Raw genomic sequence first — 22,275 nt, 5'->3', positions numbered from 1 at the left:
GCATGAAGACGCCCTCTCGCCCCCTCGTGTTGCTCGGTCTCGGTGCAGCATCCGCTCTCGTCCTTTCTGGTTGCGCGAGCACCACCTCAGACGCAACTTCTGACTCTGAGACAGATGCGATCACCGTGGTCGCGTCGACCAACGTGTATGGGCAGATCGCTGAGGTAGTGGGCGCAGACCTGGTGGAAGTCACCTCGATCGTCACGAATGCTGCTCAAGACCCGCACTCCTTCGAGGCGAGCGCGCGCGATCAGCTGACCGTTGAGCAGGCCGACCTGGTCATCGAAAACGGCGGCGGATACGACTCGTTCATGGAATCGCTCGTTGAGGCCAGCGGCTCTGAGGCGCACGTCATCACGGCGGCAGAGTTCTCGCATTCGTGGCCGACTGAGGAGGGTGACGAAGATCACTCCGAGGACGAGCACTCCGAGGATGAAGACGAGGAGCACGCCGATGAAGATGACCACGCTGGTCACGATCACATCGAAGGCTTCAACGAGCACGTCTGGTACGACCCGCATACCATGGCGTACGTCGCCGACGCTATCGCCGAAGAGCTCGGCGAGATCAGCCCAGACGACGCTGAGATCTTTACGGCCAACGCCGAAGCTTTTCACGACGAAATCGAAGGGCTCGAAGAGTCACTAGAAGAAATCGACGCCGCACACGCTGGGGACGAAGCATTCTTGACCGAGCCCGTCGGAGGCTACCTGGTGATCGCGGCCGGGCTTGAAGATGTGACCCCGTCCGAGTTCAGTGAAGCGGTCGAAGAGGGGCAAGATGTCGCCCCGGCAATCCTGCTTGAGGCGCTCTCGATCGTGACCGATGGCGAGCTGAGCGTCATGATCACCAACACGCAGACCGGCGGCGCCGAGACCGAGCAGGTTGTCACAGAAGCCGACACCGAAGATATTCCAGTCGTCGCGTTTTCAGAAACGCTCCCGGAGGGCCAGACTTACATCTCGTGGATGCAGGAGAACATCGAGAACCTCGCGGCAGCGCTCGATTCGTGAGCCAGGAGCCAGTTGCGCTCGAAATTCGGGATGCTGCACTCAGGCGTGACGGGCGAGAGCTGTGGGCTGGCCTCAACCTGACGGTTCACGCCGGTGAGATGATCGCTGTGCTCGGGCCCAGCGGTTCGGGCAAGACCACCCTGCTTCGCGCGATCCTCGGTCTCGAAGAGCTGAGTGAAGGCACCGTCACGGTCGCTGGCGAGGTGGTGCGCGGCAAAGGAAACCGAGAGATCGGCTACATTCCGCAGTCTCGACCGTTGCCGCCAGATACTGCGCTTCGCGGACGGGATCTTGTGGCTCTCGGCGTCAGTGGGCATCGATTCGGACTCCCGATTCCGCGTCGCGGCGAGAGGGCCCGCGTTGACACCTTGATCGAGGCTGTGGGCGCCGCCGAGTTCGCTGACCGCCCTGTCGGAATGCTGTCGGGCGGCGAACAGCAACGGCTGCGCGTCGGCCAGGCCCTTGCCGACGACCCGGGCTTGTTGCTGTGCGACGAACCGCTGACGAGCCTTGACATGGCCAATCAGCAAGCGGTGGTCTCGCTCATCGACAAGCACCGCACCGAGCACAACGCTGCCGTCATGCTCGTGACACACGACATCAATCCGTTGCTGCACCAGGTGGATCGCGTTCTGTATCTCGCCCAGGGACGGTTCACGCTCGGCACTCCAGAAGAAGTTCTCAATTCCACTGTGCTCAGCGCTCTCTACGGGGCACCCGTGTTCGTTCTTCGCGCCGGACACCGCTTGGTCGTCGTGGGCGCACCCGACGCCGAGGACTCACACCACCACCATCACGGTGACGAGGTGCACGAGTGAACTGGGACGCGATCTACGATGCACTCTTTGGCGGGTTGCCCTACTACGGGCAAATTCTCGCGTTGGTTTCCAACTCCGTGTGGGCGGGGGCCGTTCTTGGGCTGATCGGCGGTCTCATCGGCGTCTTCGTGATCCAGCGCGACATGGCATTCGCTGTGCATGGCATCAGCGAGCTTTCATTCGCGGGTGCCGCTGCTGCGTTGCTGATCGGCGCTGACGTCGTCAGCGGTTCGATCGTCGGTTCGATCGTCGCCGCGGCGATCATCGGCTGGCTGGGCGCCCGCGCGCGCGACCGCAACTCGATCATCGGCGTGCTGATGCCATTCGGTCTCGGTCTCGGAATCTTGTTTCTCGCGCTCTACGACGGTCGCAGCGCGAGCAGCTTCAGCCTGCTCACCGGGCAGATCGTCTCAGTGCAATCGAGTCAGCTCGGCTGGTTGATCGGCATCAGCGCGTTCGTGTTGATCGCTTTGCTGCTGGTGTGGCGACCGCTCAGGTTCGACTCACTCGACCCGCAGTCAGCGGCGGCTCGTGGCGTGCCGACGACCGGCGTATCGCTGTGGTTCATGCTGCTGCTGGGGCTGACGGTGGCCGTCGCGGTTCACATCATCGGTGCGCTGTTGGTGATGGCCCTGCTTGTCACGCCCGCGGCTGCAGCCATGCGTGTGGCATCAGGCTCGCTAAGCGTGCCGCTTCTGTCGGCCGTGTTCGGGTTCGTCTCAGCAGTCGGCGGCATTCTGCTCGCCATCGCTGGCACCCTTCCGGTGAGCCCCTACATCACCACGCTGTCGTTTCTCATCTACGTGGTCTGCCGCATCATCGGGGCTCGACGAGATCGCGTGACGATTGCGAAGATCGCCAAATGACTCGGTATTCGTCCAGCAATGGTTCGGGTACGCGCCGGTAGACTCCGACAATGGCTCAGCGCAACACCTGGCAACGCGAACGCGTGCGCGAAGCACTCGCTGATGCTGGCGGGTTCGTCAGCGCACAGGGGCTTCACGCCACCCTTCGCGACGAGAACACTGGCATCGGACTTGCCACCGTGTATCGCGCGCTTGCCGGGCTTGCCGCCGATGGCGGAGCCGACTCGCTGCAGAGTCCTGACGGCGAAGCGCTGTATCGCGCCTGCGTGTCGAGTGGCCACCATCACCATCTGATCTGCCGCAACTGCGGGCGCACTGTCGAGATTGAAGCGACCGCCGTCGAGCAGTGGGCGCGCACGACCGCCGAGAAGCACGGATTCACCGCGGCCGAGCACATCGTCGACATCTTCGGACTGTGCGCCTCGTGCACCCGGGCGCAAGGCGAGCGTGTCGATCACTGACACCCGACGGGTCGACGCGTCTTCGGGCGTGCGGGGCACCGTCGTTGCGTTGGGCATTGGAGTGCTGGCTGTCGCCGCGCTCTTTGTGATCGACGCATTTGTGCCGACGCTCTTCAGCGACCCGCTCTCAACCCGAGCCCAAGACGCTCTGACGCTGTCGATCAGCGTGCTGATCGAGTCGATGCCCTTTGTCGCGCTCGGTGTCGTGCTTTCGATCGTGGTGCAGGTGTGGATTCCCCCGGGCATGATCGAAAGATGGATGCCGCGGCGGGCGTGGGCGCGTCGGGCGGTGCTGTCACTGCTGGGCATGTTCATTCCGGTGTGCGAGTGCGGCAACGTGCCCTTCGCGCGGGGCTTGCTCATGCGAGGTTTCTCGGTGTCGGACACGATGACATTCCTCATCGCCGCGCCGATCGTCAATCCGATCGTCATCATCACGACCCACCAGGCGTTCGGGATGGACGACGGCATTCTGATCGCACGCCTGCTCGGCGGCTTCGCGATCGCCAACCTCATCGGTTGGCTCTACAGTCGGCACCCATCGCCTGATGCGCTCCTGACCGATCGCTTTCGCGACACCTGCGAGATGGTCACGCACGAGACCGGCGGAAAGGGCCGCAAAACACTCGCCCAGTTTGTCGTGGAACTTCGCGCCGTGATGCCGGCTCTCGTGATCGGTTCGGCGCTCGCCGGACTGGTGCAGGTCATCGTGCCACGGGACATGCTGCTCGCAATCGGTTCAAACCCCGCGCTGTCGATTGTCGCCATGATGGCGCTTGCGATGGTGGTGTCGATCTGCTCGAACGTCGACTCATTCTTCGCACTCTCGTTTGCTTCGACATTCACGCCCGGCTCGTTGGTGGCGTTCTTGCTCGTGGGCCCGCTGGTTGACGTGAAGATGCTCGCGCTCATGCGCACCACCTTCACGACCCGAACTCTGGCCGGAGTGGTCGTGGTCGTGCTGCTCGCGGCTTTTGCCATCGGAACGGTGGTGAATCTTCTTGCCTAAGCTCGAGGCGCTCAGCACCCGGTGGCTCGGGGTCGGGCTTGCCGCCATTCTTTCCGTCGTGACGCTGAGCCTGGCATTCACTGACCGGCTCGCGCTCTACATCAACCCCGATTCGACGTGGTTCGCGGTGTCGATGGCGTTCATCGTGCTCATCGGCACGGTGGCCTCTTTTGCGTTGCCGCTCGGTGCTGAGAGCGACCACGGCCATGATCATGGCCACGATGCTGATGAGGGTTCACACTCACACGCGCCGCACCGGGGGGCAGTTGCCGCAACGGTCGTTGGGGGCGTGGCAGCATCCGGAGTCGTCTTGCTCACGCTCGGACTGGCTCCCGCTTCGCTGTCTGCAGAGATTGCCATCTCTCGAGACGTCGGTGCCGCACCGCTGTTTGCGGGAAGCGACATCGTGACCCTTGCGGCGACCGGCGACACGGACTCGTTCGGTGTCGGCGAGTGGGCGAGTGTGTTCGCAACCGCCACCAATCCCGATGCATTTGATGGGAACGCGGTCGAACTCACCGGGTTCGTGACACCGAGCGAAAGCGGCGATTTCGACATCACCCGGTTGGTGATCACGCACTGCGTCATCGATGCGCAGCCGGCGAGCGTCTCGATCGCGTCAAACGCTGAGATTCCCGAAACCGGGCAATGGGTGACGGTCACCGGAACGGTGCGTTCGACCTCAGACGGGCAGCTTGCGATCGAGCCCACCAGTATCGAAGAGATCGACGAGCCCGAGATTCCCTATGAGTTCTAGTTCGCCACCGCCGCCGCACCGCGCCGAAAGGTCCACGCGCCGCGCTGCGAAGCCCACCCGCCGCGGTGCCTCACGCCAGCGTCGGGGGCGAGCGTTCGTGCGGTCTTTTGCGATCGTGGCCGGCGTTCTCGCGCTCATCGGAGTCGCGGGCGCTGCGGCGAATGTCACCCAGGGGCCGCGCGTCACTGACGTGCAGGTGGATCCCGAAGCGGCCGTAGCAGCATCAGGGTCACGACTCATCGTGACTACCTCGCAGTCGATCGCAGAAGTTGACGCCTCACAAGTGACGGTCAGCCCCGCGACACCGTTCGCTGTCGACACCTCGGGTCGCAGCGTCGGGGTGCGTTTCACGCTGCCGCTATGGGACGACACCGAGTACACGGTGACGATCAACGATGTGGAGTCACTAGGAGGCGGCCCGACGACGACCGTCACCGAGACGTTCACCACTCCGCCCATCGAGGTGCACCTGTTGCGCAGGGATGCCACCGAGGACACCATCTTTCGCACCGACCTTGATGGTGATGAAGCGATAGCGGTGTTCACCGACCCTCACATCGAAGACTTTCGTGCGACCGCCACGCACCTCGTGATCTCGACGCGCACCGAGGCAGATGAAGCGCGTCTGATCATGACCGATCTGAACGGTGAGAACGCACAGGATCTGCCGTTGCCGGGCGATGGCTACGTGACAAACCTGCAGAGCGCGGATCGCGGTGAAGTGGTCGGGTACACATACTCAGATGCCGAACTCACCGAGACGAGCGGGCGTGAGAGCATGCTGTTCACCGTTTCGCTGGATGATCCGGATGCAGCCCCCGTGCCCATCGAGGTCGAGGGCGCCGATCCGCGCATCAACGACTGGCGCTTCGTGCCCGACACCGACAGCATTCTGCTGCTTACTTTTGACGGAGCGCTGCTGCTCGGCAGCTCGGAAGGCCTCGGCGCCTCGGCAGAGGGTGCCGGTCAAGCCACGAATCTGGGTACGGCGCAGGGGATTGATGGCATTGCGCGAGGGTCTTCGCGCGCCATCGTTGAACGCATCGATCAGCGCACGGTCCTCGACCTCACTGACGCAAGCGAGGAACCACTCGTCGCCGCTGACGGAGAATTGCCGCTCGTGACAACGGTCACCCCGCTGCCCGATGACTCGACGGTCCGCTCTGGCGCGGTGCTTGACGGAGACACCCCGACCGGTCGAACCACCGTGGATGTGGTCGCGAGCGATGGCGACACCAGGGCGCTCGCAGAGATCGCTGAAACCGACGCGCTCGTTCAGGTGTGCGTATCGCCAAGTGCGCGCTACCTCGCGCTGATCGTCGCCCCCGATGTGATCGACAACGCATACGACACGTACCAGCTGCCGTTGCCTGGCTACCTCGAAACCCGCATTCTCGAGATAGCTGACGGTCAAGAAACCATCGCTGTCACGGGCTCGTCGATCTCTTGGTGCCAGGTGCCGCCGTACTAATCTGCTTCGGACGTATCGCGCTTTTCGGGCACCGCGATCTTCGACGGCAGTCCGCGTGAGAGCAGCAGCGCGAACAGGGTCAGGGCGAAGACAATGAACAACGACTGCTGCAGTGACTCGACTTGCGCGTCGGCGTAGATCTGGGCGACCTCTGACGCTTGTTCGGCGGTGCTGCCCGCGTCTAGCATCGCCTGCTCTGCCTGCTGTTGAGAGATGATGGGCGCGCCTTTGGCGGTGTTCTCGGTTACCTGAGAGATGACGTCTTCAGGCAGAGTCGCGCTTGAGGCGACGGCGGTTCCGAATCCGGACGTCATCATCAAGATGAACACCGACCCCACCACGGCGGTTCCGAACGACGTTCCCAGGTTCTGAAATGTGCCCTGCAAACCGCCGACTTCTGACGTGTCATCTGCGCTGACCGCAGACATATTGACGTTGCCCAGTTGTGAGGCGAGCAGACCGAATCCAGCACCGACGATGAACATTCCTGTCGCGAACTGCCAGCCGGCAAGAGTCGGCTGAACGGCAGCGAAGACGATGAAGATGCCAATGCCGAGCAGAAGCTGTCCGATTCGTCCGATGTTGCGGGCTGAGCGCACGGTCGACATTCGAGACCCGACGATCGAGAGCAAGATCAGCCCGAGTGATAGGGGCAAGATTCGCAAGCCGGTTTCTAGCGCGTTGAATCCAAGAATTGTTTGCAGGTACACCGGCACGACGAAAAAGAGCGCAGCGATCGCAAAGTACTGGGCCAAGAACATCGTGAGCCCGCTGCGCAGTGCGGGGATCTTCAGCATGCTGACTTTGAGCAGCGGCACTCTTCCGCTGGCCTCAAGGCGGTTTTGTCGTCGCACAAAGATCGCCAGCACGACGATCGCAATGACGATCATGTACGCGACCGGCGAGATGCCGAACGGGGCGATGGTGACGTCACCCACCGTCGGTGGGTTCAGCGGCTGCAACCAGCCCCAGGTCTTGCTCTGCAGCACCGCGAACACGAGCAACGCCATGCCCGCGGCTGACAAGAACACGCTTGACACATCGATGCGCATCGCCTTGTTGCCGGGGGTGTCTTTGAGGGTGCCCGACGCCAGCAGCACGAGCACCATCACGATTGCTTCGCCGACGAAAACGTAGCGCCACGACGAGTAGGTGGTCATCAGCCCACCGATCAGCGGCCCAGCTGCCGCTGCGAACCCGGTGATGGCGCCGAGTGCTGAAAAGGCGATAACACGGTCGCGCCCGGCGTAGTTCGTGGCGGCAAGCGCGGCAATCGCAGGGATCACCAGCACCGCGCCCAAGCCTTCGACGAGTGACCAGCCGATGAGCAACACCGGAAGCGTCGGACTCAACGCCGTCGTGATGGACCCGAGTCCGTAGATGATCGAGCCGATGCGAAATGCCGCGCTGCGGCCCCACCGATCACCGAGCTTGCCTCCGGTGAGCATGAAAGAGGCCATTGTGAGCGCATAGAGCGTTATGGCTGCCTGCATGCCCGAGATATCGGTGCCGAGGTCGGCGGCTACCGTTGATATCGACACGTTCATGACGGTGCTATCGAGCACCATGACGAACTGCGAAACCCCGAGAATGATCAGCGCGGACCAATGCTTCATACTGGGACACTAGCGACAAGCGCGCGCCGCGTGCCGAAGAATCGTGCGTAGAATCCCCGCATGGACCGGCCCGACTTGCGTGAAGTCACACGCGAGGATCTCGCAGATTTGCCCGTTGCCGTCGCGCCTCGGCTGTTGGGGGCGGTGCTGGTGACCGAGGTGGGCGGTGAAACCGTTGCCGTGCGGTTGACGGAAGTCGAGGCCTATCACGGACAAGGCACCGGCGACGTTCCCGATCCGGGATCGCACGCACGCATGGGCAAGACGGCGCGCAACGCCACCATGTGGGGCGAACCCGGACACATCTACGTGTATCTCAGCCACGGCATCCATTCGTGCGTGAACGTTGTGTGCGCACCCGAGGACGTCGCTGGTGGAGTGCTGCTGCGCGCGGGCGAGGTGGTGGATGGGTTGGATGCTGCCACTCGCCGCCGCGTCGCGGCGCGCACCGCGAGGGACCTCGCTCGTGGGCCGGGCAAGCTGGGCCAAGCCGTGGGTCTGCGGCATCCCATTCATGACGGAATCGACGTGATCACTGGTGCTGTTCAACAAGGCGCCTCCGCTCGACTGCTCATTCGGGAGTCACCGTTGACCGCATACGCGTCGGGCCCACGTGTGGGGGTTGCTGGCGTGGCGGGCACGGATGCGTTTCCGTGGCGATTCTGGCTTGCCGGCGATGCGACGGTGTCGCCGTTTCGTTGGGGTCGCGGCGCGGCGGACCTCATGCCAGTGCGCGACTGACAGGGCGACACGCCCGGCGTGCTAGACTGACTCCTTGTCTGCGCGCACTCCAGCACGCAGTTCGCCCCCCACACCACATTCCGGCCAGAAATGGCCCGCTGTTGCGCGGGGTGCAGACAAGGGATCTTGGGTGGCACCGTCCGGTGCCACGGTACTAAGGAGAAATCATTATGGCAGCAGTGTGCCAGGTGACTGGAGCTGTTCCCGGCTTCGGTCACACCATCTCGCACTCGCACCGCCGGACGAAGCGCCGCTTCGACCCGAACGTGCAGAAGAAGACCTATTTCGTTCCGTCGCTTGGTCGCAGCATCAAGCTCAACGTTTCGGCAAAGGGCATCAAAGTCATTGACGCACGCGGCATCGAGTCCGTCGTCAAAGACCTCCTCGCGAAGGGAGTGAAGCTCTAATGGCTAAGAAGTCACAGGAAGTTCGCCCGATTATCAAGATGCGTTCGACCGCTGGCACGGGTTACACCTACGTCACGCGCAAGAACCGTCGCAACAACCCTGACCGCATCACGCTGATGAAGTATGACCCGGTTATCCGCAAGCACGTTGAATTCCGAGAGGAGCGTTGATCCATGGCTAAGAAGAGCAAGATCGCGCGCAACCAGCAGCGTCAGGCCGTCGTTGACCGCTACGCCGCAAAGCGCCTTGAGCTGAAGAAGGCTCTTGTTGACCCCACGTCGACCGACGAGCAGCGCGAAGCCGCACGTCTCGGTCTGCAGAAGCTTCCCCGCAACGCATCGCCGGTTCGTCTGCGTTCGCGCGACGTCATCGACGGTCGTCCCCGCGGTGTCCTCACGAAGTTCGGCATCTCGCGTGTCCGCTTCCGTGACATGGCACACCGTGGCGAGCTGCCCGGCGTGACCAAGTCCAGCTGGTAAGCACCGCTTACGCCGACAGCCCCGCAGTTCTTTGGAACTGCGGGGCTGTCGCGTTTGTGCGCCCAATTCGAGTCACTTTTGTCACAAAAACCACATCTGAACCACGACACGCCGACCAATAGGGCCAATACCCGCTGAAATCCGCGTGATTACGCGGCAAATTGGCTATAGTCGAGGCGGTCGATCCGACCAGCCGGGAGCGTTCAGCTGCCCGGTCCCAGCAATGAGAGGGCGGCGAATCCGCCCCCTTTGGAGGAACACCCATGGCCGACAAGTCCATCACCAAGACCGAACTCGTCGCGAGCATCGCGAGCGCCACCGGACAGAGCCAGGCTGCCGTATCGGGCGTGCTCGACTCCCTGTTCGCCACCGTTTCCGAGGCTGTTGCCAAGGGCAGCAAGGTCTCCATCCCCGGCTGGATCGCGTTCGAGCAGGTTGAGACCTCGGCTCGCACCGGCCGCAACCCCCAGACTGGCGCAGAGATCCAGATCCCTGCAGGCAAGCGCGTCAAGGTGACCGCTGGCTCGAAGCTCAAGGCTGCCGTCAAGTAGTAGCCGACGACGCTTTACCGAAGGGGGATGCCGCGCGAGCGGTGTCCCCCTTCGGCTTAGGCTGGAGGGGTGAATCCCCGCCTTCTGCGGGCCGTCGGGCCTGCGATCCTCATTGTGGTCGCGCTCGTGGCTATGACGATCGCCCTCGCCTACGGTGGCGGAGCAGATCCCCTGACCATCGGCGACCCCGGCCCGTTCGCTCGGTGGGGTCTGCCCACCGCAAAACTTCTGGTCAACCTCTCGGCTGCCGGCATGGCGGGTGTGCTGGTCACTGCGCTCTTCACGCTCAAAGCAGGCGAACGCGAGTTCGATCTCGCGCTCGACACCGCATCGATTTCTGCGGCCATCTTCACGGTGTCTGCCGCAGCCACGGGCTTTCTCACGTTCATTGACGCGTTCAACCCGGTGATCAGCGGGGGCCCCGAATTCGGCGCGCAGCTGGGTCGCTATCTGGTCGAGACCGAGGTGGGTCGAACCTGGCTCATCACAACGGTCGCGGGTGCTGCGCTCACGGTGCTGACGTTCGCCGTGCGCTCGTGGACGGCGACACTGTTCGTGGCGGTCCTCGCGCTCGCAAGTTTGGTGCCTATGGGCACGCAGGGTCACTCCGGCGACGATGCTGACCACCACATCGCGATGACCGCGATCATCTTGCACATCATCGGCGCTGCAGTGTGGCTGGGTGGTCTGCTGCTGCTCGTCATCGTGCGGCCTGCCCTGAAGCGGGGTCCCCTTGCCGACGTGGTTTCTCGGTACTCCAGCATCGCCGTTGCGGCCTTCGTCGTGGTCGCGGTGTCGGGGCTGGTGCGCGCGGTCGTCGGGCTCAGAACGTGGGAAGCGTTCTTCTCGCCGTATGGCGCGATTTTGACGGTGAAGGTCATTGCTCTCGTGGCGCTCGGGTTGTTCGGCGCGTGGTATCGCCGCCGCCTTATCGGCAGAATGCGCGAAGACGCGGCATCCCGCGCATTTTGGGTTCTCATTGCGGGGGAGCTCGCGATCATGGGGATTGCCAGTGGTGCCGCGGCAGCCCTGGCCCGCACCGCCCCTCCGCTCGGAGAGCTGCCCGCGTTCGTGCGCACTCCGGCCGAGATCCTCACCTACTCTCCGCTACCCGATGAGCCGGTGCTCGTCGATTGGCTCGTCGCGTGGAACATCGATTGGATCTGGGTCGCCGCTGCCGGCTTCGGCATGTTCTTCTACCTCGCTGGCGCGTGGCGGTTGCACCGCCGCGGCGATGCCTGGCCACTGCACCGCACTCTCTCGTGGGCGTTCGGGATGTTATTGCTGCTGTGGGTAACCAGCGGAATCATCAACGTCTACCAGTCCTATCTGTTCAGCTATCACATGATCGGGCACATGCTGCTGACGATGGCCATTCCACCGTTGATGGTCGCCGGGGCGCCCGTCACCCTCGCCGCGCGCGCGATTCACAGGCGCGACGATGGCACGAGGGGCGGCAGGGAGTGGATCCTGTGGGGCGTCCACTCGCCCGTGATGCGCGTGCTGACCAACCCGTTCGTGGCGGCTGGGTTGTTCATCGGATCGCTGTGGATCTTCTACTACACCGACCTCTTTCGCTGGGCGCTCTATGATCACCTCGGTCACGAGTGGATGACCGCCCACTTCTTGATCACCGGCTATCTGTTCGTGCTCAGTCTTGCCGGCATCGATCCGGTGCCGTATCGCTTGCCTTACCCCGGGCGGTTGCTGTTGCTGATCGGCATCATGGCTATGCACGCGTTCTTCGGCATCGCCATCATGATGCAACCCGGCCTGATGGTGGCAGAGTGGTTCGGATCGATGGGCCGCACTTGGGGTGAGACTCCGCTCGAAGACCAGGTGACCGGCGGCGGTATTGCCTGGTCGATTGGCGAGATCCCGACGTTGATCTTGGCGATCACCGTGGCGATTCAATGGAACCGCACCGACGAACGCACGCAGAAGCGGCGTGACCGTCACGCGGATCGCACGGGCGACGCTGAGCTTGACGCCTATAACGCGAAGCTCGCAGCGCTCGCCGAGCGCGATGAGCGTGAAGCCAAGGCCGAACGCTGATCCGAAGCTATTCGCCCTCAGTGCCGCCGACTGAGATCGTGACGCTTCCATCGGGAAGCACGCGAATCGTGCCGGTCACAAAGAACGGCACGACTTCGCTCGCGGTCGTGATGGAACCGTCAAAAAGCGACTGAATGTCGACGTTCAAGCGCGCGGCCGCAGGTGTCGCCGGGATCTTCCAGTCGGCTCCGTCGGACTCGATAGAGATCGTGGGCTGCGTTTCGATCTGCCACTCAGGAATCGACGCGATTCGGTCTTCGACGACGTAGCCGAAGGGGCACGCGGTCGGTTGAAGCACTTCTTGGCTCGCGCAAGTCGAAAGAAACTCCTCGACGCGCTCCTGCACGACCTCAACGAATTCTTCTGTCGGCTGCGCCTGCACGGTGACGGGCACACTGGTGAACGGACTGTCTGACAACACCGCAACACCCGGGGTTGACGCAATGGCGGTCTCTACTGACACCGAGTAGAGACCGGGTGAGAAAACGAGCAGGCTGACAGCTTCGGTGGGATCAGCATCCACGCCCTCGGGAGAGACCTGTCTCTTGTCGAGAGCGAAGCCGTTCACGTTGAACGACATCGACCCACCCACGTTGAGGCTCAATACGGCGAGGGGGCTCGACGCGAAGCGCCACGTGGGAGCGATGCCGATGGCACCGTCTTCTACGTCGAACGACGTCGTGCCCGCGTAACCACCCGCGGTGTAGGCGACGTTGACGGTGGTGAAGTCATCGTGCTGCTCTTCTGAGACCACATGAGCGTCGGTGAGGGTGGCAAGCGCGGTGCTGCGCAGCAGGGCATCGTGCGCCGTGGGTGGAAGGCCGGCAGCTTCAAGGTCTGCCGATGCCACAGCGACCCCGGGCACGCTCAGCGCATCGGAGGTGCGGCCCTCTTCGAGCATCGAGAGATACTGCTCTACAAACGCCGTGGGGCTGTAAAACTCTCGTTGAACCGCTCCGTAGGCTGCCGCGACGGCGCCGACGAGTACAACACCGACAACGGCGAGCAGCGACAGATCAATCGCCACACGGCGGCGAGAACGGCTGCTCGGGGGCGGCGTGAGGCGGCCAGCTGAATGATCGGGCAGCGAGGAATCACCACCCGGTTTCTCACTCAGCGCATCGACGGCCACGTTCACATTCTAAGAAGGTGCGCCTGAAGATGTGCCGGATGGTCTGGGCATAGTCCTTGTAGTTCGCCGGCGCAGATAGCATGAATCAGTGACCACCCCCGCGCTCTCTGCAGAACAAGAGGCGCTGTTTCGGCTTATCGAAGACACGAACGAGCACGTCTTCGTCACGGGGCGAGCAGGAACGGGCAAGTCAACCCTGCTGCAGCACCTCGCGTGGAACACCAAGAAACAGGTTGCCGTGTGCGCCCCCACGGGCGTTGCCGCGCTGAACGTCGAAGGTCAGACAATCCACTCGCTGTTCCGCCTGCCGGTGGGGCTTATCGCTGGTAGCCAGATCGAACAGTCTGACCCGGCACGAAAGATCATGAACGCCATCGACACCCTGGTGATCGATGAGATCTCGATGGTCAACGCCGACCTCATGGACGCCATCGACCGGTCGCTGCGCCAAGCTCGCGGCCGCCGCGGCGAGCCTTTCGGCGGGGTTCAGATCGTGATGTTCGGCGATCCCTATCAACTGGCTCCAGTGCCGCCCCGCGGCGACGAGCTGATGTACATTCGCGACCACTATCGCTCGTTCTGGTTCTTCGACGCCAAGGTATGGGTCGGCGAAAGCGCGGGCGACGGAATCTTGGACGTTGGCCGCCACGGCGCAGAGTTGCACGTGCGTGAACTCGTCGACATTCACCGCCAAGCAGACCCTGCATTCAAAGCCATGCTCAATGCGGTCAGGTACGGGCGCGTGACCGCTGACATCGCTCAGATTCTCAATGACACCGGTGCGCGCACGCCGCCTGACCCAGCCGACGGCGAGCACCCGATCATCACCCTCGCCACGCGTAACGACATCGTCAACAACATCAACCGCCGCCACCTCAATGAGCTGGTGGGCCGCGAGCAGACGGCGGCTGCCGAGATCAGCGGCGACTTCGGCCGGGGTGAGGCGGGCTACCCCGCTGATGCCGAACTGAAGCTCAAGGTCGGTGCGCAGGTGATGTTTCTTCGCAACGACACCGGGTCGTATGGCGAGCCGCCGAGATGGGTGAACGGCACGATCGGCACCGTTACTCGCATTGCCGGCGAGACCGTGCGCGTGGATGTCGACGGCGAAGAGTTCGATGTAGAACCAACTGTCTGGGAACGATTCAGGTACTCGTACAACGCAGCATCCAAGTCACTGAGCCGAGATGTAGTCGCCGAGTTCACCCAGTTTCCGTTGCGGCTCGCCTGGGCGGTGACAATTCACAAGTCGCAGGGCAAGACTTACGATCGCGCAATCGTCGACCTGGGCTCGGGAGCTTTCGCGCCAGGGCAGACATACGTGGCGCTCTCGCGGCTGACGTCGCTTGACGGTCTCTACCTGTCGCGTGCGCTGCGCCCCAGCGACATTCGGGTGGACCCAGATGTGCAGCGGTGGATGCAGAACGCGCTGCGCCAGTCTTAGCTAGGCGACCTGCGAAGCCTTCGCATCGGCGAGGTCGTCGAACAGTTCGGTGTTGAAGCGGTAAGCCAGTAGCACCTCGTCGATGACGCGCTCTTGTTCGGCGGCGTCCCAAGGGGCAGCATCCAACTGTTCGCGGTACACGTCTTTGAACGCTTTCGGGTCGGCGATGTCATCGAACAGGTAAAAGCCGATGCCATTGGTTTCAAAACCGAAGCGACGAGCCATCAGGCGCCCGATGAACTGACCACCCGAGAGATCGCCGAGGTAGCGCGTGTAGTGATGGGCGACGAAGCCACCGGCCCACGTTGCGCCAACCTCGTTGATTCGGTCGACGTAGCGTTGCGTAGTGGGAAGAGCGGTGACCTCTTCACGCCAATCAGCACCAATCAAGAACTCAAGATCAGCCTCGAGGGCGGGAAGCCGAGTGAGGTTGTCGGTGATGAAGACGGCCGCCACCGGATCGTTGCGCATCTGATCGGCGGTGCGCTCGAGGGCTTCATAGATGAACCAGTGCTGCACCACGAGCGCTACATAGTCTTCGCGGGTGCCCTCGCCCTTCATCAGATCGGCCATGAAACCCGCGTGCTCGCTTGATGAGTGTGCCTTGCTCGAGCGGTCGCGTAGCGCAGCGGAGAACGGGATCGGGTCGGTCATGAGTCCCATAGTAGGGGTTTAGGGTCGCCTAACCCAGACCTGTTTCAGTCGTGAGGTCGCGGCACAACATCGAGCCTGCGGCACGCCTCGTCATACAGCGCCACGATCTCTCGTCTCACTTCGGGCCGCTCAGAGATGGGACCTGATGGCCACGCTGCGCTGACCGCCAGCTGCTCGCCGCTCGCCAGTTGCGCCATCCAGCGGCCGCCGTTGCCGTCGAAGCCCACCATGGACGCTGAAACGATGTCCGAATCGGGGGCGAACGCGCGACTGATGAGCAGATTGTCGTCGGCGTGGTCGCCATTCATATGAGCCAGCACGCCCGCGACAGTGGAATCGTCGAAAAGAAGGGTCATGCAATGAGACTACGCATGGGGCGCCCAACAATCGCGGTTAGGCTGGAGGGTAAAAGTCCCAGGGGTGTATTCAGTGAGCATGACCAAAGCTCGACGTCGAGTCGCAGGTGCGACGGCTGCTGCTTTCGCGCTGTCGGCCGCTCTCGTGGGATGCTCGGGTGGCGCACAGACGACCATTGATGTTCCTGAGCAGGTAGACCAGTCACTGCCGGATGAAACCATCGCTAGCCTCGAAGAAGCTGTCACCTCGGCCATGATCGGTTCCGGTTCACCCGGCGCCATTGCTGGCGTGTGGGCGCCGTGGAGTGGCAGTTGGGTCGCAGGACTCGGCACCCAAGAGGTGGGTGGCGGGGCAGCTGTAACCACCGATATGCAGTTTCGGGCGGGACTTGTCACGCGTGAGATGACCTGTGATGCGCTGTTTGTTGCGCAGGCTGAGGGCAAGCTCGATGTCGACGACAGCGTTGTGGACTATGTCGCCGGTGTGCCAGATCTTGAAGATGTGACGCTTCGCCAACTCTGCGACAGCACTTCGGGGATCGGCTCACATGAAAGCACGCTGTTCGAGATGTGGTTGCAGAACCCGGAGCGGGTGTGGAACGCCCAAGAGTTGGCTAGCTTCGGCCTCGGCCAGGAGCGTGCAACCGATCCTGGTGAGGTCTACTCCAGTTCGGATTCCGGCTACGTGCTGTTGGGAATGGCGCTGGAACGTGCCACCCAACTGAGCGCCGCCGACTACTTCGCGCAGTACATCACGCAGCCTCTTGACCTCCCGGCGACCGGGCTGGGCAGCGCGTTTTACGGCGATGCGGTGCTAGAGGGTCATCTCTCACGCAAAGTCGACGGCGCGTACGACTGCGTAGAGCCCGTCAACGTCACCTCGCTTTCGACAAGTTCAGGCTTCACCGATTCGGGTGCTGTGACCGATATCAATGATCTGGGCCGGTATGCGCAGGCGTTGGCGGCAGAGTCGCTCATGCCGGACGACACGGATCGCTTCGATGATCCCAAACCGCCTTCGCCACAGTCTCCGTCTTGGCACACGACAATCGGAGGGGCGTTTCAGGCAGGGTCTCTCGTGGGTCAGAACGGCGCTGTCCCGGGGTATCTCACCGCGGCGTTCGCCGACCCTGACACTGGCTTGACAGTTGCGGTCGTGCTGAACAACTCGGCGGCCGGATCGAGCTTCATTCGCAACCTCGCATGGCAGCTGGCCGCGATCGCTTCGAAGGCCCCTGCGGCTGCAGACCAGACGACTCCAGAAGCCGGTCTGCCCTGGACAGCCGAACAGTACCAAACCGATCTCGCAAAGCGTGCGATCTGTGCTGCTCCCGCTGAATGACCGCCGGTGACTGACCGCGCGGCCTTTCGAGCACCTCGGTGACCGGACGGGCGCAGACCACCGCGATTGTGTTCGTGGTGGTCGGGCTGGCCTGCCAAGAGGTTGGCGCCTCGCTGGCGGTGCTGCTCTTTCCCGAAGTAGGCCCGCTCGGCATGGTGATGTTGCGGCTGGTCTTCTCGGCGGTCGTTCTGCTGTTGATCGCTCGACCAAAGCTCACCGGACACGCCCGCGCAGACTGGACGGCCGTGTTGTGGTTCGGTGTCGTGCTTGCAGTCATGAACGGCCTGTTCTACCTGGCACTTGAGCGGCTCCCTCTCGGGGTGACGGTCACCATCGAAGTGCTCGGGCCGCTGGTGCTTTCCATCGTCGCCAGCAGACGTGCTTCGGCATGGCTGTGGGCGTTGCTCGCCTTCGCGGGGGTGCTCGCTCTCGGCAGCGGCGGCTGGGATCGACTCGACCCGCTCGGGGTGCTTTTCGCGCTCGGGGCTGCGGCGAGTTGGGCGTTCTACATTCTCGCGTCGGCCAAGGTCGGTCAAGCGTTCCCCAAGCTCGACGGACTCGCGCTCGCGATGGCTGTGGGCGCGATCATCGCGCTGCCGTTCGGGATTGTCGATGCGGGCCCCGCGTTGCTGCGCCCCGAGATCATCGCGATGGGCGCTGCCGTGGCCATGCTCTCGTCAACGATCCCCTACGCGCTCGAGCTCGTCGCGCTGCGTCGATTGCCCGCCGCGGTGTTTGCCATCCTGATGGCGTCGTCACCAGCGACCGCGACGCTGGCGGGCTTTCTGCTTCTGCAGCAGCACCTGTCTTGGCTTGAACTGCTCGGCATCGCACTGGTTGTGGTCGCGAGCATCGGCGCCGTGCGCTCTTCGAATCGCGCCGCGCGAGAGACGGCCGAACCCCTCGCGTGACGATGGCGCTCACATCGTGTCGAGAATCGCGGTCAGATGCTCAAGCGTGGTGCGCGGGTTGAGAATCGCGAAACGCGCGTTCGTGCGCCCGCGGTGGCTGCTTGGTGTCACGAACGCATGCTGCTGGTCGAGCAGCCGGCTCGACCACACGCTGTAGTCGGATTTCTGCCAGCCGTTGCGTTCGAATACGACCGCAGACAGCTGCGGGCGCCTCACGAGGGTGAACTCGTCGCGCTCGTCGATCTCGTCGGCGATCCGTTGAGCAAGTTCCAGTGAGGCTGTGATGGCGTCGCGGTAGGCGGCTGCCCCGTATGTCGCGAGCGAGAACCAGAGGGGCAGACCGCGCGGTCGTCGAGTGAGATGCACGGCGTAGTCGGACGGACTCCAGTCACCGGTCTCGGTGAGCGTGTCGAGGTACTCGGCGTGTTGGGTGTGCGCACGCTTGCCCTGTTCGGGGTTGCGATAGATCAGCGCGCACGCGTCGAAAGGGGCGAAGAGCCACTTGTGCGGATCGACCACCAGCGAATCGGCGCTCTCGACACCGGCAAAGCGGTGCCGGGCGAGGGGCGAGAGCATGGCGGCAAGGCCGTAGGCACCGTCAACGTGCAACCAGACGCCGAACTCGGCCGTGACCTCGGCGATCGAAGCGATGTCATCGACGATGCCGAAGTTCGTTGAGCCAGCGGTCGCGACCACCGCAAAGACGCTGTCGCCGTGGGTAGAGAGCGCGTCGCGCACGGCGGTGCCGCGCAGCATCCCATCGTCTCCTGAGGGCACACTGACGATCTCGACATCCATTACGCGAGCCGCCGACGCAATTGACGAGTGTGCTTCGACACTGCACACGATGCGCCAGCGGTCGGGGCGAACGCCCCGTTCACGTGCGGCTTCGCGGGCAGCGACCAGTGCCGATAGGTTGCCGAGAGTTCCGCCCTGCACGAACACGCCACCGGCGGTTGCGGGCAGACCGAACTCGCCGGCAAGCCAGCGAAGCACTTCGTTCTCGGCGTGCACTGCGCCGGCGCCCTCGAGCCACGAACCGCCGTAGAGGGCGCTTGCCGAGACGACCACGTCGAAGGCCGCAGACGCTTTCGTCGGTGCAGATGGAATGAACGACAGGTACTGCGGGTCATCGGTGGTGATGCACGAGGGTGCGAGCACATGCTCGAACGTCGACAGGGCTTTGCGCGCGCCGATGCCGTGCTCGCTGATCGTGCGCCCGGCCAGGCGTGCGAGCTCAGCGGGGGGTAGGGGCTTGTCGAGCGGGTTCTCGGTGGCGAGCAGTCGCTCGCGCGAGTACGCGAGAACGAGGTCGACGATCGCGGTCGTCTCGTCGCTGATCTCGTGCATGCGGGCGGGGTTTGCGCCGTGGGTCATGACGGATCTCCAGACAGGGGTGGGGTGCGGGGTGGTGCCATTCGGCGGCTGCCGGTAGCTTCGAACGCCGCCGCGATGCTCAGCAAAGCGGAGTCGTCGTAGGCGCGACCCGCAAAAGTGAGACCGACCGGCATTCCGATATCTCCCATGATGCCCATCGGCACGGTCACCGTGGGGATTCCCAGGTGACGAATTGTCAGATTGCCATTGGCGATCCACACTCCGTTGCGCCACCCTGCCTCGGCTGAGACGGGGTTGACGTCCATATCGGCGCGGCCGACATCAGCGACCGCCGGAATGACGACGGCATCGAGACGGTGTGAATCCATCCACTGTTCGAGATCTAGTCGACGTGTTTCTTCGAGCCCCCGCAGACCGTCTGCGAGCTCGGGCATGTCTTCGAATCGGGCACCTGGGTGCTCGCGAACCCAGTCGGGATACTCGGCGATGTCGTCGTCGAAGCCGGTATAGCGGTCGGCAAGCGCGCCTTCGGGGTGGGGGAAGATGGTGGCGCCATCGATGTGGGCCAGGGTATTCACGGTCGGGTCGTTGTTCGCGCTGAGAAAGTCTTCCCACCCCCACGCCGAGAGGTCGACGATCTCGCGCTGCAGAAACTGCGCACTCACGAGTCCGCGAGTTGCGATCGTCGGCGCCCCTGGGCGATCACCCTCGTAGTTCGAAACGACGGGAAAGTCGACCTCAATGACTGTCGCCCCCGCGGCTTCGAGGCTTCGTCGGGCTGACTGCCACAGCGCGACAACAGATTCTCGCGTGTGGATGGCCTGCCCCGTGGGTCCGCCGATTCCCGGGGCCTTGGCCGTCCCAGCGAGCGGGTCGGCGTTGATGTAGAGGCGTGGGATGCCGAAGCGTGCGCCGGCCAGCATCCCCCGTTCCGCGGCAAGAGCGGGGTAGGAATCGGGGCGAATAGTGGATGCTGCGGGTAGCGAAACCCACGGCTGCGCGCGCCAGAAGTCGCCGCGTGTGTCTGCGTCGTCAGCGACGATCACGTCGAGTACTTCGAGGAGGTCAGCCATTGTTCGCGTCTGGGGCACTACGACATCCATCGTGGGAACGAGCGGCCAGTTGCCTCGGGTGGAGATCACGCCGCGCGACGGTGTGTACGCACACAGCGCGTTGTGTGAGGCGGGGCCTCGCCCGCTCGACCACGTCTCTTCGCCCAGCCCGAATGCGGCAAAGCTCGCGGCGGTCGCTGTTCCCGAGCCGTTCGACGAGCCTGAGGCGAACGGAGCAGTCAAGTATTCGCCGTTGTAAGGGCTCTCTGCGCGTCCGTACAGACCGCGCTGCATGCCACCGTTCGCCATCGGGGGCATGTTCGTCAGACCGAGGCAGATCGCGCCGCCCGCCCGCAGCTGCGCGATTGTGAACGCATCGCGTTGAGCGATGAGCTCAGCGAATGCTGGGCTGCCAGCTGCCGCGGTGAGCCCCGCGACCAGGTAGCTGTCTTTCGCGGTGTAGGGAATGCCGTCAAGCGCACCGCGCGTCTCGCCCGCTGCTCGCCGTGCGTCAGAGGCGGCAGCTTCGGTGCGCGCGTCGGGGTTTCGCACCACGACGGCGTTGAGGGCTGTGGTCGTATCTGGTGCGTCGTAGGCGTCGATGCGTGCCAGGTAGGCGTCAACGAATTGCACTGCCGTCGTGTTGCCAGACTCAAGCGCAGCCCGTAGGTCAGCGATGGATGCTTCGACGACGTCGATCATGCGGCACCTTCCGTGAGCGCGGGTTCTTGCTGGGTGATGCAGTGAATGCCGCCGCCCCGCGCGAAGATGTCGCGTGCGTCAACGGTGACGACCTCGCGCCCAGGGTAGACCGCTTCGAGCGTGGCGCGCGCCGCAGCATCCGCCCGGTCTTCCTCGAATCCGCAGGCGATCACGCCGTCGTTGACGACAAGATGATTGACGTAGCTCCAGTCGACAAAATCTTCGTCGTCGCGCAGAGTTTCGGGTGCGACGATGTTGACGATCTCAAGACGTCGACCTGCGGCATCTGTCTGCTCGCTGAGTGCGGCGCGGATCTCTTGCATGACCGCGTGGTCGGGGTGGCCGGGGTTCGGCTGATCATGGAGCAACAGCGTTCCCGGAGAGGTGAGCGTGGCGACGATATCGACGTGGCCGTTGGTGCCGAAGTCGTCGTAGTCACGAGTGAGCCCGCGAGGAAGCCAGACCGCGCGCGTCGCGCCGAGGGCGCGCAGCATCTCTGCTTCGACGCGAGCGCGATCGGCGAAGGGGTTTCGGCGAGGGTCGAGTTGCACGGTTTCTGTCAGCAGCACGGTGCCTTCACCATCAACGTGAATGCCGCCGCCCTCGTTGACGAGCAAAGAGCTCACAAGCTCTGCGCCGCGGGCCGCAGCCACGAAGCGGCCGATCTGGGCAGAGAGCCGCCACTCCGCCCATTCCGGAGCACCCCAGCCGTTGAAAGTCCAGTCCACAGCGCCGAGCACTCCGGGGCGGTCATCGTCGACCACGAAGGTGGGCCCCATGTCGCGCATCCAGAATTCGTCGAGGGGCGCTTCGAGGATTGTGATGTCTTCGCTCAGCATGCGTCGGGCGCGAACCAACTCGGTCGGATCGACGACCATGGTGACGGGTTCGAACTGGGCGGTGGCGTGGGCCACGGCAGCCCATGCGGCGTAGCCTGCCTCGCGCTCTGCAGCAGACTCGCCGAGGGTGACACCCTCACGAGGAAACGCCATCCAGGTGCGGGCGTGGGGTGCGGTTTCTGCGGGCATGCGCCAGTTCATAGCATCCTCTTCTTGTATTGATCGCCTGATCAATTAGCCCCGAGAATACTCAGATCGAGC

General features: G+C 63.5%; 23 protein-coding genes. 16 read left to right on the top strand and 7 right to left on the bottom strand.

Going from position 1 to position 22,275, the window contains the following annotated elements; genetic code table 11:
- The first annotated feature begins 2 nt into the window (after positions 1–2).
- From WDU96_RS01110 to WDU96_RS01080, 7 genes are all read left to right on the top strand, one after another.
- Positions 3–1,013, top strand: coding sequence for a metal ABC transporter solute-binding protein, Zn/Mn family (locus tag WDU96_RS01110; protein ID WP_337336642.1), 1,011 nt, complete (start codon positions 3–5; stop codon positions 1,011–1,013).
- The gene (locus tag WDU96_RS01105) at positions 1,010–1,831 is read left to right on the top strand and encodes a metal ABC transporter ATP-binding protein (protein ID WP_337336641.1); all 822 of its coding nucleotides are present in this window, start codon (positions 1,010–1,012) and stop codon (positions 1,829–1,831) included. Before WDU96_RS01110 ends, WDU96_RS01105 begins: the two co-directional genes overlap by 4 nt.
- Positions 1,828–2,697, top strand: a complete 870-nt coding sequence (locus WDU96_RS01100; RefSeq protein ID WP_337336640.1) for a metal ABC transporter permease — start codon at positions 1,828–1,830, stop codon at positions 2,695–2,697. The genes WDU96_RS01105 and WDU96_RS01100 overlap by 4 nt, the downstream gene beginning before the upstream one ends.
- 50 nt (positions 2,698–2,747) lie before the next feature.
- A complete protein-coding gene (locus WDU96_RS01095; RefSeq protein WP_337336639.1) occupies positions 2,748–3,158 on the top strand; it encodes a Fur family transcriptional regulator in 411 nt (136 codons plus the stop codon).
- Between the two features lie 28 nt (positions 3,159–3,186).
- Positions 3,187–4,167, top strand: coding sequence for a permease (locus WDU96_RS01090; RefSeq protein ID WP_396668899.1), 981 nt, complete (start codon positions 3,187–3,189; stop codon positions 4,165–4,167).
- The gene (locus tag WDU96_RS01085; protein ID WP_337336638.1) at positions 4,160–4,924 is read left to right on the top strand and encodes a TIGR03943 family putative permease subunit; all 765 of its coding nucleotides are present in this window, start codon (positions 4,160–4,162) and stop codon (positions 4,922–4,924) included. The genes WDU96_RS01090 and WDU96_RS01085 overlap by 8 nt, the downstream gene beginning before the upstream one ends.
- A gap of 115 nt (positions 4,925–5,039) precedes the next feature.
- Positions 5,040–6,395 (top strand): hypothetical protein, encoded by a 1,356-nt coding sequence (locus WDU96_RS01080; protein WP_337336637.1) that lies wholly within the window; start codon positions 5,040–5,042, stop codon positions 6,393–6,395.
- Here WDU96_RS01080 and WDU96_RS01075 read toward each other — a convergent pair.
- Positions 6,392–8,011 (bottom strand): MFS transporter, encoded by a 1,620-nt coding sequence (locus tag WDU96_RS01075; protein ID WP_337336636.1) that lies wholly within the window; start codon positions 8,009–8,011, stop codon positions 6,392–6,394. The two genes, WDU96_RS01080 and WDU96_RS01075, sit on opposite strands and share 4 nt — an antisense overlap.
- Before the next feature lie 60 nt (positions 8,012–8,071).
- Between WDU96_RS01075 and WDU96_RS01070 the strand changes: the two genes are divergently transcribed.
- From WDU96_RS01070 to WDU96_RS01045, 6 genes are all read left to right on the top strand, one after another.
- Positions 8,072–8,752: a DNA-3-methyladenine glycosylase gene (locus WDU96_RS01070; protein ID WP_337336635.1), complete on the top strand. Its 681-nt coding sequence runs from the start codon at positions 8,072–8,074 to the stop codon at positions 8,750–8,752.
- Positions 8,753–8,922: 170 nt separating this feature from the next.
- Positions 8,923–9,159, top strand: coding sequence for a 50S ribosomal protein L28 (gene rpmB / locus WDU96_RS01065; RefSeq protein ID WP_337336634.1), 237 nt, complete (start codon positions 8,923–8,925; stop codon positions 9,157–9,159).
- Positions 9,159–9,329, top strand: a complete 171-nt coding sequence (gene rpmG, locus WDU96_RS01060) for a 50S ribosomal protein L33 (protein WP_337336633.1) — start codon at positions 9,159–9,161, stop codon at positions 9,327–9,329. The genes rpmB and rpmG overlap by 1 nt, the downstream gene beginning before the upstream one ends.
- A gap of 3 nt (positions 9,330–9,332) precedes the next feature.
- A complete protein-coding gene (rpsN, locus tag WDU96_RS01055) occupies positions 9,333–9,638 on the top strand; it encodes a 30S ribosomal protein S14 (protein ID WP_337336632.1) in 306 nt (101 codons plus the stop codon).
- Positions 9,639–9,901: 263 nt separating this feature from the next.
- On the top strand, positions 9,902–10,189 hold the full coding sequence (locus WDU96_RS01050; protein ID WP_056223309.1) for an HU family DNA-binding protein: 288 nt from the start codon (positions 9,902–9,904) through the stop codon (positions 10,187–10,189).
- A gap of 69 nt (positions 10,190–10,258) precedes the next feature.
- Positions 10,259–12,244 carry a bifunctional copper resistance protein CopD/cytochrome c oxidase assembly protein gene (locus WDU96_RS01045; protein ID WP_337336631.1) on the top strand — a complete coding sequence of 662 codons (1,986 nt, stop codon included), beginning with the start codon at positions 10,259–10,261 and terminating at the stop codon, positions 12,242–12,244.
- Positions 12,245–12,251: 7 nt separating this feature from the next.
- On the opposite strand, the gene WDU96_RS01040 is transcribed toward WDU96_RS01045, so the two are convergent.
- Positions 12,252–13,376, bottom strand: a complete 1,125-nt coding sequence (locus WDU96_RS01040) for a hypothetical protein (protein ID WP_337336630.1) — start codon at positions 13,374–13,376, stop codon at positions 12,252–12,254.
- Between the two features lie 88 nt (positions 13,377–13,464).
- On the opposite strand from WDU96_RS01040, the gene WDU96_RS01035 reads away from it, so the two are divergent.
- Complete coding sequence (locus WDU96_RS01035; protein WP_337336629.1) at positions 13,465–14,820, top strand: ATP-dependent DNA helicase; 1,356 nt, start codon at positions 13,465–13,467, stop codon at positions 14,818–14,820.
- Here WDU96_RS01035 and WDU96_RS01030 read toward each other — a convergent pair whose 3' ends face one another.
- A complete protein-coding gene (locus WDU96_RS01030; protein WP_337336628.1) occupies positions 14,821–15,474 on the bottom strand; it encodes a biliverdin-producing heme oxygenase in 654 nt (217 codons plus the stop codon).
- A gap of 44 nt (positions 15,475–15,518) precedes the next feature.
- Positions 15,519–15,830: a DUF2470 domain-containing protein gene (locus WDU96_RS01025; RefSeq protein ID WP_337336627.1), complete on the bottom strand. Its 312-nt coding sequence runs from the start codon at positions 15,828–15,830 to the stop codon at positions 15,519–15,521.
- A gap of 79 nt (positions 15,831–15,909) precedes the next feature.
- Here WDU96_RS01025 and WDU96_RS01020 point away from each other — a divergent pair, with 79 nt between their 5' ends.
- Entirely contained in the window at positions 15,910–17,172 is a 1,263-nt protein-coding gene (locus WDU96_RS01020) for a serine hydrolase domain-containing protein (RefSeq protein ID WP_337336626.1), read from the top strand.
- Between the two features lie 38 nt (positions 17,173–17,210).
- Positions 17,211–18,083, top strand: coding sequence for an EamA family transporter (locus WDU96_RS01015; protein WP_337336625.1), 873 nt, complete (start codon positions 17,211–17,213; stop codon positions 18,081–18,083).
- A gap of 9 nt (positions 18,084–18,092) precedes the next feature.
- Here the strand turns inward: WDU96_RS01015 and WDU96_RS01010 are convergent, their stop codons facing one another.
- Genes WDU96_RS01010 through WDU96_RS01000 form a run of 3 tightly spaced genes read right to left on the bottom strand, consistent with a single transcriptional unit; the run spans position 18,093 to position 22,215 of the window.
- The gene (locus tag WDU96_RS01010) at positions 18,093–19,460 is read right to left on the bottom strand and encodes a pyridoxal phosphate-dependent decarboxylase family protein (RefSeq protein WP_337336624.1); all 1,368 of its coding nucleotides are present in this window, start codon (positions 19,458–19,460) and stop codon (positions 18,093–18,095) included.
- Entirely contained in the window at positions 19,457–21,175 is a 1,719-nt protein-coding gene (locus tag WDU96_RS01005) for an amidase (RefSeq protein ID WP_337336623.1), read from the bottom strand. Before WDU96_RS01005 ends, WDU96_RS01010 begins: the two co-directional genes overlap by 4 nt.
- A complete protein-coding gene (locus tag WDU96_RS01000) occupies positions 21,172–22,215 on the bottom strand; it encodes an agmatine deiminase family protein (protein ID WP_337336622.1) in 1,044 nt (347 codons plus the stop codon). Before WDU96_RS01000 ends, WDU96_RS01005 begins: the two co-directional genes overlap by 4 nt.
- Between the last annotated feature and the right edge of the window lie 60 nt (positions 22,216–22,275).

Source organism: Microbacterium marmarense (assembly GCF_037204165.1).
Taxonomy (GTDB): Bacteria; Actinomycetota; Actinomycetes; order Actinomycetales; family Microbacteriaceae; genus Microbacterium; species Microbacterium marmarense.
The sequence above is the reverse complement of the archived record's forward strand: the minus strand, read 5'-3'. Positions and strand labels throughout refer to the sequence as shown.

Bases quoted from the DNA above. Each gene is read 5' to 3' on its own strand.
- WDU96_RS01095 (WP_337336639.1), top strand. From the start codon at position 2,748: ATGGCTCAGCGCAACACCTGGCAACGCGAACGCGTGCGCGAAGCACTC.
- rpmB (WP_337336634.1), top strand. From the start codon at position 8,923: ATGGCAGCAGTGTGCCAGGTGACTGGAGCTGTTCCCGGCTTCGGTCAC.
- rpsN (WP_337336632.1), top strand. From the start codon at position 9,333: ATGGCTAAGAAGAGCAAGATCGCGCGCAACCAGCAGCGTCAGGCCGTC.
- WDU96_RS01020 (WP_337336626.1), top strand. From the start codon at position 15,910: ATGACCAAAGCTCGACGTCGAGTCGCAGGTGCGACGGCTGCTGCTTTC.
- WDU96_RS01110 (WP_337336642.1), top strand. From the start codon at position 3: ATGAAGACGCCCTCTCGCCCCCTCGTGTTGCTCGGTCTCGGTGCAGCA.
- rpmG (WP_337336633.1), top strand. From the start codon at position 9,159: ATGGCTAAGAAGTCACAGGAAGTTCGCCCGATTATCAAGATGCGTTCG.
- WDU96_RS01010 (WP_337336624.1), bottom strand. From the start codon at position 19,460: ATGACCCACGGCGCAAACCCCGCCCGCATGCACGAGATCAGCGACGAG.
- WDU96_RS01025 (WP_337336627.1), bottom strand. From the start codon at position 15,830: ATGACCCTTCTTTTCGACGATTCCACTGTCGCGGGCGTGCTGGCTCAT.
- WDU96_RS01030 (WP_337336628.1), bottom strand. From the start codon at position 15,474: ATGACCGACCCGATCCCGTTCTCCGCTGCGCTACGCGACCGCTCGAGC.
- WDU96_RS01005 (WP_337336623.1), bottom strand. From the start codon at position 21,175: ATGATCGACGTCGTCGAAGCATCCATCGCTGACCTACGGGCTGCGCTT.
- WDU96_RS01075 (WP_337336636.1), bottom strand. From the start codon at position 8,011: ATGAAGCATTGGTCCGCGCTGATCATTCTCGGGGTTTCGCAGTTCGTC.
- WDU96_RS01000 (WP_337336622.1), bottom strand. From the start codon at position 22,215: ATGAACTGGCGCATGCCCGCAGAAACCGCACCCCACGCCCGCACCTGG.
- WDU96_RS01070 (WP_337336635.1), top strand. From the start codon at position 8,072: ATGGACCGGCCCGACTTGCGTGAAGTCACACGCGAGGATCTCGCAGAT.
- WDU96_RS01050 (WP_056223309.1), top strand. From the start codon at position 9,902: ATGGCCGACAAGTCCATCACCAAGACCGAACTCGTCGCGAGCATCGCG.